This window comes from Pseudomonas reactans, assembly GCF_013387025.1.
Taxonomy (GTDB): domain Bacteria; phylum Pseudomonadota; class Gammaproteobacteria; order Pseudomonadales; family Pseudomonadaceae; genus Aquipseudomonas; species Aquipseudomonas reactans.
The window spans coordinates 44,244-59,968 of the sequence record NZ_JACAQP010000029.1; the positions used below are offsets into that span (position 1 = coordinate 44,244).

General features: G+C 60.1%; 14 protein-coding genes. 2 read left to right on the top strand and 12 right to left on the bottom strand.

Annotated features, from left to right (window positions below; translation table 11 throughout):
- Positions 1–6 precede the first annotated feature (6 nt).
- Complete coding sequence (plsY, locus tag HX793_RS23735) at positions 7–576, bottom strand: glycerol-3-phosphate 1-O-acyltransferase PlsY (RefSeq protein ID WP_016977867.1); 570 nt, start codon at positions 574–576, stop codon at positions 7–9.
- A gap of 74 nt (positions 577–650) precedes the next feature.
- Here plsY and folB point away from each other — a divergent pair, with 74 nt between their 5' ends.
- Both folB and folK read left to right on the top strand, forming a co-directional pair.
- Positions 651–1,004, top strand: coding sequence for a dihydroneopterin aldolase (folB, locus tag HX793_RS23740; RefSeq protein ID WP_133075364.1), 354 nt, complete (start codon positions 651–653; stop codon positions 1,002–1,004).
- Positions 995–1,513: a 2-amino-4-hydroxy-6-hydroxymethyldihydropteridine diphosphokinase gene (gene folK, locus HX793_RS23745; RefSeq protein ID WP_177052763.1), complete on the top strand. Its 519-nt coding sequence runs from the start codon at positions 995–997 to the stop codon at positions 1,511–1,513. The genes folB and folK overlap by 10 nt, the downstream gene beginning before the upstream one ends.
- 57 nt (positions 1,514–1,570) lie before the next feature.
- Here the strand turns inward: folK and HX793_RS23750 are convergent, their stop codons facing one another.
- From HX793_RS23750 to HX793_RS23800, 11 genes are all read right to left on the bottom strand, one after another.
- Positions 1,571–2,800 (bottom strand): multifunctional CCA addition/repair protein, encoded by a 1,230-nt coding sequence (locus tag HX793_RS23750; protein ID WP_016977870.1) that lies wholly within the window; start codon positions 2,798–2,800, stop codon positions 1,571–1,573.
- Between the two features lie 63 nt (positions 2,801–2,863).
- Positions 2,864–4,429: a SpoVR family protein gene (locus tag HX793_RS23755; protein ID WP_016977871.1), complete on the bottom strand. Its 1,566-nt coding sequence runs from the start codon at positions 4,427–4,429 to the stop codon at positions 2,864–2,866.
- On the bottom strand, positions 4,426–5,697 hold the full coding sequence (locus tag HX793_RS23760; protein WP_016977872.1) for a YeaH/YhbH family protein: 1,272 nt from the start codon (positions 5,695–5,697) through the stop codon (positions 4,426–4,428). The genes HX793_RS23755 and HX793_RS23760 overlap by 4 nt, the downstream gene beginning before the upstream one ends.
- Before the next feature lie 113 nt (positions 5,698–5,810).
- A complete protein-coding gene (locus HX793_RS23765; RefSeq protein WP_016977873.1) occupies positions 5,811–7,733 on the bottom strand; it encodes a PrkA family serine protein kinase in 1,923 nt (640 codons plus the stop codon).
- 285 nt (positions 7,734–8,018) lie between these two features.
- Positions 8,019–8,348 (bottom strand): thiosulfate sulfurtransferase GlpE, encoded by a 330-nt coding sequence (glpE, locus tag HX793_RS23770; protein WP_033898114.1) that lies wholly within the window; start codon positions 8,346–8,348, stop codon positions 8,019–8,021.
- A 9-nt stretch (positions 8,349–8,357) separates the two neighbouring features.
- Complete coding sequence (locus HX793_RS23775; protein WP_177096549.1) at positions 8,358–9,209, bottom strand: symmetrical bis(5'-nucleosyl)-tetraphosphatase; 852 nt, start codon at positions 9,207–9,209, stop codon at positions 8,358–8,360.
- A complete protein-coding gene (gene apaG / locus HX793_RS23780; protein WP_003194726.1) occupies positions 9,209–9,589 on the bottom strand; it encodes a Co2+/Mg2+ efflux facilitator ApaG/CorD in 381 nt (126 codons plus the stop codon). The genes HX793_RS23775 and apaG overlap by 1 nt, the downstream gene beginning before the upstream one ends.
- 97 nt (positions 9,590–9,686) lie before the next feature.
- Complete coding sequence (rsmA, locus tag HX793_RS23785) at positions 9,687–10,499, bottom strand: 16S rRNA (adenine(1518)-N(6)/adenine(1519)-N(6))-dimethyltransferase RsmA (protein ID WP_016977876.1); 813 nt, start codon at positions 10,497–10,499, stop codon at positions 9,687–9,689.
- A complete protein-coding gene (gene pdxA / locus HX793_RS23790) occupies positions 10,496–11,485 on the bottom strand; it encodes a 4-hydroxythreonine-4-phosphate dehydrogenase PdxA (protein ID WP_177096547.1) in 990 nt (329 codons plus the stop codon). Before pdxA ends, rsmA begins: the two co-directional genes overlap by 4 nt.
- Complete coding sequence (locus tag HX793_RS23795; protein ID WP_016977878.1) at positions 11,482–12,819, bottom strand: peptidylprolyl isomerase; 1,338 nt, start codon at positions 12,817–12,819, stop codon at positions 11,482–11,484. The genes pdxA and HX793_RS23795 overlap by 4 nt, the downstream gene beginning before the upstream one ends.
- Positions 12,794–15,607 carry an LPS-assembly protein LptD gene (locus tag HX793_RS23800; RefSeq protein ID WP_177096545.1) on the bottom strand — a complete coding sequence of 938 codons (2,814 nt, stop codon included), beginning with the start codon at positions 15,605–15,607 and terminating at the stop codon, positions 12,794–12,796. The genes HX793_RS23795 and HX793_RS23800 overlap by 26 nt, the downstream gene beginning before the upstream one ends.
- Between the last annotated feature and the right edge of the window lie 118 nt (positions 15,608–15,725).

Here is a 15,725-nt window from a genome sequence, read left to right on the forward strand (position 1 = left end):
CGGTATTTAAAAATGCCGTTCGCGCCCGGCAAACAGGTCGCGTAAATTGCCCCGGTGGCGCCAGACGATCAGCAGCGTCAGCACGCTCATCGGCAGCAGTGCCGCCGGTTCTTGCCAGGCCAGTAGCGGCAGGGTGAGCGGGGTGGCGATCAGCGCGGCGAGCGAGCTGGTGCGGGTCAGGTAGAACGTCAGCAGCCAGGCGAGTACGGCCAGCAACGCCGCCGGCGGGTAGATCCCCAGCAACATGCCGGCTGCCGTGGCGACGCCTTTGCCACCGCGAAAGCGAAAGTACAGGGGAAACAGATGGCCGAGGACCGCGCATACGCCGATCCAGGCCTGCTGTTGCAGGGTCAGGCCGGCGAGGCTGGCGATCAGCACGGGCAACAGGCCCTTGCACAGGTCGCCCAGCAGCGTCAGTACGGCGAGTTTCTTGCCGGCCAGGCGCAACATATTGGTGGCGCCGGCATTGCCTGAGCCACTCATTCGCGGGTCGGGATTTCCCGTCAGGCGGCTGAGCAAAATGGCGAAGGACAGCGAGCCGAGCAGGTAGGCGAAAATCGCCAGTAACCAAAACATGCTAACTATTCCGGGCGAGGACGCCCTGATTCTAACGGGGCATCGCGCCCTTGTCGTGCTGCGGAGAAGAGTGCTTGGACAGAGTGTTTATCGAAGGCCTGGAAGTCGACACCGTGATCGGGGCCTACGACTGGGAGCGCGGAATCCGCCAATGTCTGCGCCTGGACCTGAGCTTCGCCTGGGATAACCGCCCGGCCGCGGCCGGTGATGACCTGACGTTGGCGCTGGATTACGCCAGTGTATCCGTGCGTATCCAGGCCTTTGCCGAGCAATCCCAGTACCAACTGGTGGAAACCTTTGCCGAGCGCTTGGCCGAAGTATTGATGAGTGAATTCCAGATTCCCTGGTTGCACCTCAAGCTGACCAAGCCAGGCGCCGTACCGGCGGCCAAGGGTGTGGGCGTGGAGATCGAGCGCGGATGCCGCTAACTCAGGTTTACCTAGGTCTAGGCAGCAATATCGAGCGCGAGTTTCACCTCTGCGCTGGCCTGGATGCGCTGGCAGGTTTTTTGACGGATGTGCGCTGTTCAGCGGTGTTTGAAAGCCAGCCGGTGGGCATCAAGAGCGGGCCGTTCTTCAATCTGGTGGTGTCGGCCTACACCGATCTGTCGCTGATGGAGTTGGACCGCCGGTTGAAATTCATCGAGGCGGATAATGGTCGTTATGCGCCGGATCGCAAGGGCTTGCCGCTGGATATCGATGTGCTGTTGTATGGCGATCTGGTGGGTAACTTCGATGGTTTGATCCTGCCGCGTGCAGAAATCCTCAAGAACGCGTTTGTGCTGTGGCCGCTGTCGTTGATGGCGCCGCAGCGTGTGCATCCTGAGGTGGGCAAGACGCTGGCCGAGTTGTGGCGTGATGCGCAGATCGATCAGGTGCTGGCGCCTGTCGCATTTGAATGGCAAGGCCAGCAACTCACGCCGAACATTCTCCTGTAGGAGCTGGCTTGCCGGCGATGGCGTTCCTGAGGTCGCTATCGCCGGCAAGCCGGGCTCCTACAGTGCGTGGCTTTCTTTGTAGATTTTTAGGGCCTTGAGCCTTTCGCGCTTGAGCGCTTCGCCCAGTTCCGGGCCTTTGAAGCCTTTCTCCAGCAAAGGCGCCACCGCGACTTCGCGGGCAACCTTCGCGGCCCCGCGCAAGTAATCCGCTTGTGGATAACTTCTCTGCTCCAGACCCTTGCGCCCCCGGGCGTCCATTTCGCAAGCGACCACGAATTCTTCAAAGCGCTGCGGCCGACGGTAAACGTCGAAGCTTTGCAGCAACTCCAGCAATGTCGAGGCTTTCAGCTCCAGTGCACGATGACCGTGGGTGTGATACTGGCCCACCAGCAACGCCAACTCCTGGCAATCCCTTGGCACCTTGAAGCGTTCGTTGACGGCCTTGATCAGCTTCAAACCCCTCTGTTCATGGGCGATGTGCTGCGGCAACTTATCCACAGGCGTCGTGCCTTTGCCCAGGTCGTGCAGCAGGCAGGCCCAGCGCACCGTAAGGGGCTGCTGGTGCAAGGCCGCTTGCTCCAGCACGCTCAAGGTGTGGATGCCGGTGTCGATTTCTGGGTGATGGGCTTCGGGTTGTGGGACGCCGAACAGGGCATTCACCTCTGGCATCAAGGTTTTCAGTGCATCGCAGTCGCGCAGTACCTGGATGAACACGTGGGGTTGGTCTTCCATCAGTGCGCGGGAGATTTCTTTCCAACTGCGCTCGGGCGTCAGCGCCTCCAGTTCGCCGGATTCGCTGAGCTGGCGCATCAGTTCAAGTGTTTCTGATGCGACGGTAAACCCCAGTGCCGCGTAACGTGCGGCGAAGCGTGCAACACGCAACACTCGCAGGGGATCTTCGGCGAATGCCGGAGAAACATGGCGCAGAACGCGGGCTTCAAGATCTCGCTGACCGTGATAAGGGTCGGTCAAGTTACCGTCGTCGTCTTCCGCCATAGCATTAATGGTCAGGTCGCGGCGAATCAGATCTTCTTCCAGTGTGACGTCGGGGCTGGCGTGGAACACAAAGCCACCATAACCCCGGCCGCTCTTGCGTTCGGTGCGGGCCAGGGCGTACTCGTCGCCATTATTCGGGTCGAGGAACACCGGGAAGTCCGAACCCACCGGCTTATAGCCCAAGGCGAGCATCTCTTCGGCCGTGGCGCCGACCACAACACGGTCAATATCGGTGACCGGGATGCCCAGCAGGCGATCCCGCACCGCACCACCGACTTTGTAGATTTTCATGAAAAAGCCTCCATTAGCGGCACAGGATACCGCCTGTGCCTGGCTAATGGAGGCTTTGCTGCTTCAGAGGTGAACGACGGCCAGGTCCAGGCGGCCATAGTCGTTGTCGTTGTGATCGCTGCGCGGTGGCACATGATGAGTCTTCATCACCTGATCGCCCTGCAAGGTTTCCAGGTGAATATCGAAGCCCCACAACCGGTGCAGGTGCTTGAGCACTTCCTCGGTGGACTCGCCCAGGGGTTTGCGGTCGTGCTGCTGGTGACGCAAGGTCAGCGAGCGGTCGCCGCGCACATCGATGTTGTAGATCTGCACGTTGGGCTCGCGGTTGCCCAGGTTGTACTGCGCCGCCAGGGTTTCGCGGATGGTGCGGTAGCCGGGTTCATCGTGGATGGCCGGTACCACCAGGTCATCCTTGAGGTCATCATCGAGAATGCTGAACAGTTTCAGGTCGCGAATCACCTGCGGCGACAGGTACTGCAGGATAAAACTCTCATCCTTGAAGCTGCTCATGGCGAACTTGATGGTGGACAGCCAATCGCTGCCGGCGATTTCCGGGAACCAGCGGCGGTCCTCCTCGGTGGGGTGTTCACACATGCGCCGGATGTCGCGGTACATGGCGAAGCCCAGGGCATAGGGGTTGATGCCGTTGTAGTAAGGGCTGTCGAAGCCGGGCTGGAACACCACGCTGGTGTGGGAGGTGAGGAACTCCATCATGAAACCGTCGGTCACCAGGCCTTCGTCGTACAGGTCGTTCATCAGTGTGTAGTGCCAGAACGTGGCCCAACCTTCGTTCATCACCTGGGTCTGGCGCTGTGGATAAAAGTACTGGGCGATCTTACGCACGATACGCACGATTTCACGCTGCCAGGGTTCCAACAGCGGCGCATGTTTTTCCAGGAAATACAGGATGTTTTCCTGAGGTTCGGCGGGGAAGCGTGCATTGTCCTTATCGCTGTTCTTGCCGGTTTTTTTCGGAATGGTGCGCCACAGGTCGTTGATCTGCTTCTGCAGGTGTTCCTCGCGCTCCTTCTGGCGCAGGCGTTCTTCCTCGGCGGAGATCGGATACGGGCGTTTGTAGCGGTCGACGCCGTAGTTCATCAGCGCATGGCATGAATCGAGCAGGTCTTCCACCGCATCAATGCCGTGGCGCTCTTCGCATTGCATGATGTACTGCTTGGCGAACACCAGGTAATCGATGATCGAACTGGCGTCGGTCCAGGTGCGGAACAGGTAGTTGCCCTTGAAGAAGCTGTTATGCCCATAGCAGGCATGCGCCACTACCAACGCCTGCATGCAGATGGTGTTCTCTTCCATCAGGTAGGCGATGCACGGGTCGGAGTTGATCACGATTTCGTACGCCAGGCCCATCTGGCCCCGGGTATAGGACTTCTCGGTGCTGAGAAAGTGTTTGCCGTAGGACCAATGGTGATAACCCAGCGGCATGCCGACCGAGGCGTAGGCATCCATCATCTGTTCGGCGGTAATCACCTCAATCTGGTTGGGATAGGTGTCCAGGGCATAACCCGCCGCAATGCGGCTGATTTCCCGGTCATAGGCCTGGATCAGTTCAAAGGTCCACTCGGAACCCGTGGAGATCGGTTGGCGTCTTTGCTCTTTTTTGGCGGTCATGTCACTAACCTGCGCTGGAAGAGTTCACGGAAGACCGGGTAGATATCGCCGGCCGAGACCAGTTGCTGCTGGGCGAACGTGTCGGCAAAGGCTTCGCCGATGCGCTCGTATTCGAACCACAGGGCCTGGTGCTCACGGGGGGTGATTTCAACATAGGTGTAGTACTGCACGAACGGCATGATCTGATTGATCAGGATGTCGCGGCAGATCGGCGAGTCGTCGTTCCAGTTATCACCGTCCGAGGCCTGGGCGGCGTAGATGTTCCATTCGTTGGCCGGGTAGCGCTCGGCCATGATCTCCTGCATCAGCTTCAAGGCGCTGGAAACGATGGTGCCGCCGGTTTCCCGCGAATAGAAAAATTCCTCTTCGTCGACTTCCCGCGCGCTGGTGTGGTGGCGGATGAACACAACGTCGATCTTGTCGTAATTGCGCTTCAGGAACAGGTACAACAGGATGAAGAAGCGCTTGGCGATGTCCTTGGTGGCTTGGGTCATGGAGCCTGACACGTCCATCAGGCAGAACATCACCGCCTTGGAGCTGGGGTTGGGTTGTTTGACCAGCAGGTTGTACTTCAAGTCAAAGGTGTCGAGGAACGGCACGCGGTGGATGCGCGCGCTGAGTTTCTCGATTTCTGCCTCGATTTCCTGGATATCGCCGAAGTTGTCCGGTTCTTCGCGCTTCAGGCGCGCCAATTCTTCCTTGGCCTCCTTCAACTTGGCGCGACTGCTGCCCGATAGGGCGATACGCCGGGCATGGGCCGAGCGCAGGGTACGGATGATGTTGATCCGGGACGGGTTGCCTTCATTGCTGATCCCGGCGCGAACGGTCTTGAAGGTGTCGGTGCCGGTCAGGTTGCGTTTGACCAGGTTGGGCAGTTCCAGGTCTTCGAACATGAATTCGAGGAATTCTTCCTGGGTGATCTGGAACACGAACTCATCCATGCCTTCGCCGGAATTACCCGCTTTGCCCGGGCCTTTACCGCCGCCCCCGCCTTGGGGGCGCTGGATATGTTCACCGGTGGTGAATTCCTTGTTGCCGGGGTGCACGACGGTCTGTTTGCCGCCCCGGCCATGGTGCAGCACCGGTTCGTCGATGTCCCGTCCGGGAATGCTGATTTGCTCGCCATGCTCCATGTCCGTGATGGAGCGGCGGCTGACGGCCTCTTCGACGGCCTTTTTGATGTGGTCACGGTAACGCCGCAGGAAACGCTGACGGTTTACCGTGCTCTTGTTCTTGCCATTGAGGCGTCGGTCGATCACATAGCTCATGGGGAGCCCTCCGGGCAGCTTCACGTTACAAGCTTCAAGCCGCGAGCTGGAAGCTTAGAGACAAGCGGTCAGCTGCCAGGCCAGTGGCCCGGCAGTTCACGCCTGTCGCTGCCTTACTGCGATTTGCGAACCCGCAGGTACCACTCGGAGAGCAGCCGTACCTGTTTGTCGGTGTAGCCGCGCTCGACCATGCGTGTGACGAAGTCGTTGTGTTTTTGCTGATCCTCCTTGCTGGCCTTGGCGTTGAAGCTGATGACCGGCAGCAGGTCCTCGGTGTTGGAGAACATTTTTTTCTCGATGACCACGCGCAGCTTCTCGTAGCTGAGCCAGGTCGGGTTTTTGCCGTTGTTGTTGGCGCGGGCGCGCAGCACGAAGTTGACGATTTCGTTGCGGAAATCCTTCGGATTGCTGATGCCGGCCGGTTTCTCGATTTTTTCGAGTTCCTCGTTGAGGGCCACGCGGTTGAGGATCTCGCCGGTTTCCGGGTCGCGGTATTCCTGGTCCTGAATCCAGAAGTCGGCGTACAGCACGTAGCGGTCGAAGATGTTCTGGCCGTACTCGCTGTAGGACTCCAGGTACGCGGTCTGGATTTCCTTGCCGATGAACTCGATGTAGCGCGGTGCCAGGTATTCCTTGAGGAAACGCAGGTAACGTTCGCGGGTTTCGGCCTGGAATTGTTCCTGTTCGATCTGCTGTTCCAGCACGTAAAGCAGGTGCACCGGGTTGGCCGCAATCTCGTGTGGGTCGAAGTTGAAGACCTTGGACAGGATCTTGAACGCAAAACGCGTCGACAGACCGTTCATGCCTTCATCCACACCGGCGGTGTCGCGGTACTCCTGGATCGATTTGGCCTTGGGATCGGTGTCCTTGAGGTTTTCGCCGTCGTACACGCGCATCTTCGAATAGATGTTCGAGTTCTCCGGCTCCTTGAGGCGCGACAGCACGGTGAACTGGGCGAGCATCTTCAAGGTGTCGGGTGCGCAATGGGCCTTGGCCAAGGAGCTGTTGAACAGCAATTTATCGTAGATCTTGATTTCATCACTGACCCGCAGGCAGTACGGCACCTTGACGATGTAGATCCGGTCGATGAACGCTTCGTTGTTCTTGTTGTTGCGGAAGGTGTGCCACTCCGACTCGTTGGAGTGCGCCAGCAGGATCCCGGTGAACGGAATCGCCCCCAGGCCTTCGGTACTGTTGTAGTTACCTTCCTGGGTGGCGGTGAGCAGTGGGTGCAGCACCTTGATCGGTGCCTTGAACATCTCCACGAACTCCATCAGGCCCTGGTTGGCCCGGCACAGCGCGCCCGAGTAGCTGTAGGCGTCGGCGTCGTTCTGTGGGAATTCTTCGAGCTTGCGGATATCGACCTTGCCCACCAGCGCCGAGATGTCCTGGTTGTTCTCGTCGCCCGGTTCGGTCTTGGCCACGCCGATCTGGTTGAGGATCGATGGGTAGAGCTTGACCACGCGGAACTGGCTGATGTCACCGCCGAACTCAGCCAGGCGTTTGGTGGCCCAGGGCGACATGATGGTGTTGAGGTAGCGGCGCGGGATGCCGAAGTCTTCTTCGAGGATCGCGCCATCTTCCGTGGCGTTGAACAGCCCCAAAGGCGACTCGAAGACCGGCGAGCCCTTGATGGCGTAGAAGGGCACCTTCTCGATCAGTTGTTTGAGCTTTTCGGCCAGGGACGATTTACCACCGCCGACGGGGCCGAGCAGGTAGAGGATCTGCTTCTTCTCTTCCAGGCCTTGGGCAGCATGGCGGAAGTAGGAGACGATCTGGTCGATGCATTCTTCCATCCCATGGAAGTCTTCAAAGGCCGGATAGCGGCGGATCACCTTGTTGGAGAATATTCGCGACAGGCGCGAATTGTTCGAGGTGTCTATCAGCTCCGGCTCGCCAATTGCCAGCAGCAAGCGTTCGGCGGCAGACGCGTAGGTGCTGCGATCCTGTTTGCACAGCTCGAGATACTCTTGCAGCGTGAGTTCTTCCTGCTGTGTGGATGCGAAGCGTTGTTGGAAGTGGCTGAATATACTCATGACGTCGTCACCTCGCTCGATACGTGGAGCCGACGCCGGATCAATCAGTCGATGCTGGCAGACATTGGCAGACGCCAATGGCCGTTTTCCCCCCAGAACACCCTGAAACGCTACCGATGACCCGCACGCCGGTGTACCGGCTCTCCCCTGATTCGGATGGCCTGCGCTTAAGGATAGTTCGGAATCGGAGAGGTCAAGGCGCGATGCGCAATTAGTTTGGCTGCGCCGTTCGTCAGAAACGGCGCGAGCCCAAGCGTCACGCGGGGTAGCGGGGTGTGAAAAAAATTATTGCGAATTGCCCGAAGAAATTTCCGCAGGATAAGTCGTACGCCACAGTTCAAAGCCGCCGTCCAGGCTGTAGACGTCGGAGAAGCCCTGGCTGATCAGATAGGCTGCCGCGCTCTGGCTGGAGTTGCCGTGATAACAGGCCACGATTACCGGCGCGTCGAGGTCGGCGGCGCGGATGAAATCGGCGATGTTGACGTTGTCCAGGTGCTGGGCGCCAGTGATGTGGGCGGCCGCATAAGTCGGCTGGTCACGGATGTCGACAACCACGGCGCCTTGCTCGCGCAGGGCCTGGGCTTGTTCGGGGGGGATACGTTTGAATTCGCTCATGGCGGGCTCCTATGGCTTGGCAGTAGCCGGCAGTGTAACGGGAAGAGGGGATTCGCACTGGCAGCTATAACGCTCGCCGGTGTCGATGTTCATCAGGGTCATGGCGCCGCCCCATACGCAACCGGTGTCGAGGGCGAACACGCCGGGTTCATCGCACTTGCCCTCAAGGGCCGCCCAATGGCCAAAAATGACCTTGGTGTCACGGGTCTTGCGCTCTTTGTGAGCGAACCACGGCTTGTAGCCCGGCAGCGCAGTGTCGGCGCCTTCCTTGCTCTTGAGGTCGAGCTTGCCTTCGGCGGTACAGAAGCGCATGCGCGTGAAGTAGTTGGTGATGACCCGCAGGCGTGTGACGCCGCTGAGGTCATTGTCCCACTTCACCGGCTCGTTGCCGTACATGCCGTCGAGGTAGGCGGTATAGAGGTTGTCATCGGCCAGGGCGCTTTCGACTTCGGCGGCGCACTTGAGGGCTTTCTTCAGTGTCCATTGCGGCGGGATGCCTGCATGGACCAGGGCCATGTTGCGGGCTTCGTCGTAATGCATGATTTTCTGCCGGCGCAGCCAGTCGAGCAGTTCGGCGCGATCCGGCGCTTCGAGGATTTCCCGCAGGGTATCGCCCTTTTTCAGGCGCTCGATGTTATTGGCGGCTGCCAGCAGGTGCAGGTCGTGGTTGCCTAATACGCACACCAGGGTGTCGCGCAGGCTATATAAGTAGCGCAGCGTCTCCAAGGATTCCGGGCCGCGATTGACCAGGTCACCGACCAGCCACAGGCGATCCTTGGCCGGGTCGAAGGCCACGCGCTCGAGCAGGCACTTGAGCGGCTCCAGGCAACCTTGCAGGTCGCCGACCGCGTACGTCGCCATCAGTGCAGGGCTCCCGGCACGGCAAGGCGGAAGGGCTTGATGATGGCGTCGAACAGTTGGCCGTCGGTGGCTTTCATCTGATACGAGCCCTGCATGGTGCCGACTTTGGAGGTCATTACCGTGCCGCTGCTGTAGGTATGGCTGGCGCCACTGTCGATCAACGGTTGCTGGCCCACCACACCGGCGCCGCGCACTTCTTCGACCTGACCGTCACCGTCGGTGATTACCCAGTGGCGCGACAGCAGCTTGGCCGGCACCAGCCCGTTGTTTTTCACCGTGATGGTGTAGGCAAAGGCGAAGCGGTTGTGTTCAGGTTGGGATTGGTCCGCCAGGAAGCGGGTGACGACGCTGACGTCGATCTGGTAGCGAGGATCGGACATGCAAGAGGCCTTAAAAGCGGAGGACAGCAGATGCGGGTCAGTCTAGGCCAAGAGGAGGGCACTAGGCCAGACATGTGTCTGGCCTTGCCTGGCGCTGTCAGTCTGCGGCTGGCGCAGGCTGGATGGCCAACTGGTCGGCCAGGCGCACAAAGGCGGCCAGGTCCAGTTGCTCGGGGCGCAGGCCGCCATCGACGCCAGCGGCTTCGATTTCGGCATTGCTCAGCAGCGCCTTGAGCGTGTTGCGTAGGGTCTTGCGGCGCTGGTTGAAGGCTTCGCGCACCACGCGCTCCAGCAGCTTATGGTCCTTGGCCGGGTGTGGCAGCACGGCATGTGGCACCAGGCGCACGATGGCCGAGTCGACCTTCGGCGGCGGGTTGAACGCGCCAGGGCCGACGTTGAACAGGTGTTCGACGCGGCAGTGGTACTGAACCATGATCGACAGGCGGCCCCAATCACCACCACCAGGACCCGCGGCCAGACGTTCCACGACTTCCTTTTGCAGCATGAAGTGCATGTCGCGGATGATGCCGGCGTTGTTCAGCAGGTGGAAAATCAGCGGCGTGGAGATGTTGTACGGCAGGTTACCCACCACACGCAGGCTGTTGGGCGCGGCATTGAGGGTGTTGAAGTCGAACTTCAGCGCATCACCCTGATGCAGGTTGAAGTTGGGCTTGCCGGCGAACTGCTGGTTGAGGATCGGGATCAGGTCCTTGTCCAATTCCACCACGTCGAGTTGGCCGCCGCTGGCCAGCAGGCCTTGCGTCAGTGCGCCCTGGCCCGGGCCGATTTCCAGCAGACGGTCCTCAGGCTTGGCATGGATGGAACGAAGGATGCGGTCGATCACGCCAGCGTCGTGCAGGAAGTTTTGCCCGAAGCGCTTGCGCGCCCGGTGTTGGTAATGCTCAGTCATAAACGGGTCTCGGCCATCTGATAGGCGGTTTCCAGGGCCACGTGCAGGCTACCGGTATCGATCTTGCCGCTGCCCGCCAGGTCCAGGGCAGTGCCATGGTCGACGGAGGTGCGGATGATCGGCAGGCCCAGTGTCACGTTGACTGCGGCGCCGAAGCCTTTGTATTTAAGCACCGGCAGCCCCTGGTCATGGTACATCGCCAGCACTGCGTCGCAGTGCTCCAGATATTTGGGGGTAAACAGAGTGTCCGCAGGCAGTGGGCCGCGCAGGTCCATGCCTTCTTGGCGCAGACGCTCCAGGGTGGGTTCGATGATGTCGATTTCTTCATGGCCCAAGTGGCCGCCTTCGCCGGCGTGGGGGTTGAGCCCGCAAACCAGGATGCGCGGTTGGGCGATGCCGAATTTCTGCTGCAGGTCGGCGTGTAGGATCCGCGTGACGCGTTCCACCCGCTCGACGGTGATGGCATCGGCAATCTCGCGCAGCGGCAGGTGCGTGGTCACCAAGGCGACCCGAAGGCCACGCGTGGCCAGCATCATGACGACTTGTTCGGTGTGGGTCAGCTCGGCGAGGAACTCGGTGTGGCCCGAAAAAGCGATGCCGGACTCGTTGATCACGCCTTTGTGCACGGGCGCAGTGATCATGCCGGCGAAGTCGCCATCGATGCAGCCTTGCCCGGCGCGAGTGAGGGTTTCCAGCACGAACGCCGCGTTGGCTTTGTTCAGTTGCCCGGCGACCACGTTGGCCTGCAGCGGGGTGTCCCACACATACAGGCTGCCTGCCGGGGCGGGCAGATCGGGCCAGTTGCCAGGCGCTGTGTCCAGCAGTGTGACAACCACACCCAGCTGCGCGGCCCGCTCAAGGAGCAGGTCGCGGCTGGTAATGGCAATCAGGGGGTGTGGCTGGGGTTGCGAGGCGAGCAGCAGGCACAGGTCAGGACCAATGCCGGCCGGCTCGCCGGGTGTTACCGCGAAACGCTGGGGTTTCACTGCGCTGCCTGGTCGGTGCCTGTCTGGGCGCCTGGCAGCTTGTTCTCAACATAGGCTTCGTCGCGGATCTGACGCAGCCAGGTTTGCAGCTCTTCGTCGTATTTGCGGTTACGCAGTACGTTCAGCGCTTGTTGCTCGCGGGCCTGGTTGGTGTTGTCGGTGGCGCGACGGCCAAGGACTTCCAGCACATGCCAGCCATATTGGGTTTTGAACGGCTTGGACAATACGCCCTGCGGGGTATCGGCCATCACCTGTTGGAACTCCGGCACCAGCGCTTTCGGATCGATCCAGTTCAGGTCGCCGCCGTTGAGGGCAGAACCCGGGTCTTCCGAGAAGCTCTTGGCCAGGGTGGCGAAGTCTTCACCGCTCTGGATGCGGTCATAGATCTTCTGGGCCAGTTCCTTGGTTTGGGCTTCGGTGCGAATTTCGCTTGGTTTGACCAGGATGTGGCGAACGTGCACCTCATCCTTGAGCGACGTCTCGCCGCCACGTTTTTCCAGGAGCTTCAGGATGATGAAGCCACCCGGTGTGCGCGCAGGTTGGGTGATGCCACCCACTTCCATTGCGCTCAGCTCGCGGTCGAACGGAGGAGGCAATTGAGCCGCTTTACGCCAGCCCATGTCGCCGCCTTCCAGTGCGTTGTCGCTACCGGACTGGGCGATCGCCATTTGGGCGAAGTCGGCACCTGCCTTCAAGCGATCATAGATAGCCTGGGTCTTGGCGGCCGCTGCATTGAGCTGCTCGGAGTTGGCGCTGTCCGGTGTCGGGATCAGGATGTTGGCCAGGTGCAGTTCTTCGGAAAGCTGCATCTTGCCCAGGTCCGACGCCAGGAAGTTTTTAACCTCCTGCTCGGACACCTGAACCCGCTCGGCCACACGGCGCTGACGCACACGGCTGATGATCATTTCACGGCGGATCTGGTCACGGGCGTCCTCATAGGACAAACCGTCGTGGGCCAAGGCTGCACGGAACTGGTCGATGCTCATGTTGTTGCGCTGGGCAATGGTGCCCACGGCCTGGTTCAGTTCTTCGTCCGAAATACGGATGCCGGAACGATCGCCGATCTGCAGTTGCAGGTTCTCGACGATCAAACGCTCGAGTACCTGCTGGTCCAGGACGCTGGTCGGTGGCACGCCACCGCCACGTTTGGCGATGGTTTGCTGGACTTCCTTGACGCGCTGGTCCAGTTGGCTCTGCATGATCACGTCGTTATCGACGATGGCCACTACCTTATCCAGTTCTTGAACCGCAGCGTGCGCCGATGCGGTACCCAGGAACAGTGCGCCCAGCACTAGCGGGCGCAGACAATCAGAAAGCTTGGTCTTCACGTTCACGATAACCTTCAATGCCTTTGTCGAGGAAGCTCTCTACCTTGGCGCCGGTCAGGCCGCCGAGTCCTTTGAGGACGATCTGGAAGAAGAGCCCGTGGTCACCCTTTTCGTTAAGCGGGGCGATCTGGCTGTATTCGTCGTTGGAAACCCAGTAACGGTTGATGACGCGCAGTTTCCAGCAGCAGTTGTCGTACTCGAAACCACCGAAGGCTTCCAGGGTACGGTTGCGAGCGTAGTCATACTGCCAGCGGGTGATCAGGTTCCACTGAGGAATGATCGGCCACATCATCGAGAAGTCGTGTTGCTGGATTTTGTAGTAATCCTTCACGAAGTTCGGATCGCCTGGCTGGCCATAGTCACCACCGAACTGCCATTTGCCGGTCAGCTGGTTGTAGACGACCTGGTCGTTACGATAGCGATAACCGACGTTGATGATCTTGTTCGGGTTGTCTTCCGGCTGGTAGTGAAGCATCGCGCTGCCGGAACGAGGGCTGTGTTCCTCGGTGTCCCAGTTGTAGTCGGCAGTGGCGCGCCAGTCACGGTTGAAGCGGAACTCGTAGTCCAGGGCAACCGGCGAAACATCCGACTGTGCATCGGCACGGTCAGCCGCCAGGATACCCGGCAGTTGAACTTCACGGTCCTTGAAGTACACGGCCTGGCCGACGGATACGCGCTGACGCTCGAAGCCGTTCTCTTCGATCCAGCGGCTGGTCAAGCCAAGGGATAGCTTGTTCTCGTCGCCGATACGGTCGGTGCCGCTGAAGCGGTTATCGCGGAACAGCGACGCGTAGCTGAACGAGTATTCGCTGGTGTCGAAGACTGGGATATCAGCCTGGTCCTTGTTCGGTACGTACAGGTAGAACGCACGCGGCTCAAGGGTCTGGCGATAATCTTTGCCGAACCAGTTGGTGTTGCGGTCGAAGTACAGGCCGCTGTCTACGCTGGCAATCGGAACCGCACGGTCCTGGGAGCTTTTGAAGGTACCACCGGCGTACTGGGTACCGTTCCTGGCTGCTGCGGCCTGGTCGGCAATGATCTGGTTCTTGCCGATGTTGTCCAGGTCCAAGTCATACTTGGTGTACACGTACTTGAGCTTCGGCGTGATGAAGCCGTAGGTCCAGTTCATCGGGTATTCGACGGCTGGCGCTACGTTCAGACGCGTGCCGTTGGCACGGGTCAGGCCGCGGACGTAGGTGTCCAGGCGGGCTTCGGAGTCACCGTTCTCATTGATGAAGTTACCGTTCTCCAGGTCGCGATCGAAACGCACGGCTTCGGTCTCGTAGCTGAAGTTCAGGCCACCCGGATGGTACGGCAGCGTACCGTTGAAGGTGATCTGCGGCAGGCGGTCATACGGAGTGACCTGGGAAATCGTTGCCAACTGGTAGGCCTGCAGGTTCAAGCGAGCCTGGAAGCTGTCACCGCGATAAGTCACCGAACCCTGCTGGTTGATGTAGTCGCGGCTCTCGACGCCTTCCTGATAGGACTTGAGATCCTGGAAGTAGTAAGGATCGCTGATCTTGGTGTAGTCAACCTGGGTGAGTACACGCGAATCCAACCCACCCTTGTGCTGCCAATTGAGCATGTAACGGGTTTTTTCGTAATCGGTTTGCTTTTTGCGTTCGTCGTTGTCGTCGTTCAGGTACGCGCCGCCGAACTGGCCTTCGCTGGATTTGGTGAGGTAGCGGAATTCGCCTTCCATCAACAAGCCGCGCTTGGTCATGTATTGCGGGTACAACGTGGCGTCGTAGTTGGGCGCCAGGTTGAAGTAGTACGGAGTCACCAGAGTGAAGCCGGTTTCGCTGCCGGTGCTGAAGCTTGGCGGCAGGAAGCCGGATTGACGACGGTCGTCGATCGGGAAATAGATGTAAGGGGTGTAGAGGATCGGGATGTTCTTGATCCGCAACGTCGCGTTGGTGGCGGTACCGAAACCGGTGGCCGGGTTCAACGTGATGTTGTTGCCCCTGAGCTGCCAGGCGTTGCTGTCTGGCTCGCAGGTGGTGTACGTACCGTCCTTGAGGCGGATGATCGCGTTTTCAGCACGCTTGGCGTACAGCGCGTTACCGCGGATGCGCGACTTGTGCAGCACGTATTCGGCGTTGTCGATCTGGGCCGCGCCGGTGTCGAGTTGCACTTCGGCGTGGTCGCCCACGATCAGCGCACCGTTGTCGCGCAGACGGACCTTGCCGTTCAGCTCGCCACGGTTCTCGGCCTGGTACAGGCTGGCTTCTTCAGATTCCAACTGCATGCTGCCCTGGCGCATGACCACGTCACCGGCCAGGGTCGCGACTTGCTGTTCCTGCTCGTAACGCGAGGCCTTGGCGCCGATGAAGGTGGGCGCATCGCTCTTGTTCGTCTTGTCGTTCATGCCAGGACGAGTCGGCTCGATGTACGCACCGCCGCAGTACGGGCCGGTTTCGGCCAGTTGCGCTGCGGTCAGCTTGTCACGCGGTACCCAGTCCAGGTGGCTATAGTCGGCGCTGCGCGAGCGCAGGCCACGGCCCTTGGATTCGGTGACCAATGCGGTCTTGGGCTCGGCCTCGGCATTGCCGCCAGCATCGGTCTGCGCCGTGCTGTTGGCGGAGCTGATGGCGGCGCCATCATGCACCGGGCGCGGTGGTAGCGGGGCTGCGGCGGTTTTCGGCGCGCAATCCCAGGCACCCGAAGCAGAGACTGAGCAGTCATACTGTTCCGCGGCGACCACGAATGAGGTGGCGAAGGGTTGCAAGACCAGCAGACTGCCGGTTACCAGCAACGGAAATTTTCTACGAAACGCGGGGGATTTCAATGCCATCTTATTAGTCCGGGCTTCCTGCGTGCCATCTGCCCGCGGTTTGGGCCGCACGCCTCTCGATGGTCTGAAAAAGATGCGTGATAATAAAGCATGCCCCGCTTGACGGCTAGCGCCGTCG

Coding starts and splice junctions, on each gene's coding strand:
- plsY (WP_016977867.1), bottom strand. CDS start 576: ATGTTTTGGTTACTGGCGATTTTCGCCTACCTGCTCGGCTCGCTGTCC.
- folK (WP_177052763.1), top strand. CDS start 995: ATGCCGCTAACTCAGGTTTACCTAGGTCTAGGCAGCAATATCGAGCGC.
- HX793_RS23750 (WP_016977870.1), bottom strand. CDS start 2,800: ATGAAAATCTACAAAGTCGGTGGTGCGGTGCGGGATCGCCTGCTGGGC.
- HX793_RS23755 (WP_016977871.1), bottom strand. CDS start 4,429: ATGACCGCCAAAAAAGAGCAAAGACGCCAACCGATCTCCACGGGTTCC.
- HX793_RS23760 (WP_016977872.1), bottom strand. CDS start 5,697: ATGAGCTATGTGATCGACCGACGCCTCAATGGCAAGAACAAGAGCACG.
- HX793_RS23765 (WP_016977873.1), bottom strand. CDS start 7,733: ATGAGTATATTCAGCCACTTCCAACAACGCTTCGCATCCACACAGCAG.
- glpE (WP_033898114.1), bottom strand. CDS start 8,348: ATGAGCGAATTCAAACGTATCCCCCCCGAACAAGCCCAGGCCCTGCGC.
- HX793_RS23775 (WP_177096549.1), bottom strand. CDS start 9,209: ATGGCGACGTACGCGGTCGGCGACCTGCAAGGTTGCCTGGAGCCGCTC.
- apaG (WP_003194726.1), bottom strand. CDS start 9,589: ATGTCCGATCCTCGCTACCAGATCGACGTCAGCGTCGTCACCCGCTTC.
- rsmA (WP_016977876.1), bottom strand. CDS start 10,499: ATGACTGAGCATTACCAACACCGGGCGCGCAAGCGCTTCGGGCAAAAC.
- HX793_RS23800 (WP_177096545.1), bottom strand. CDS start 15,607: ATGGCATTGAAATCCCCCGCGTTTCGTAGAAAATTTCCGTTGCTGGTA.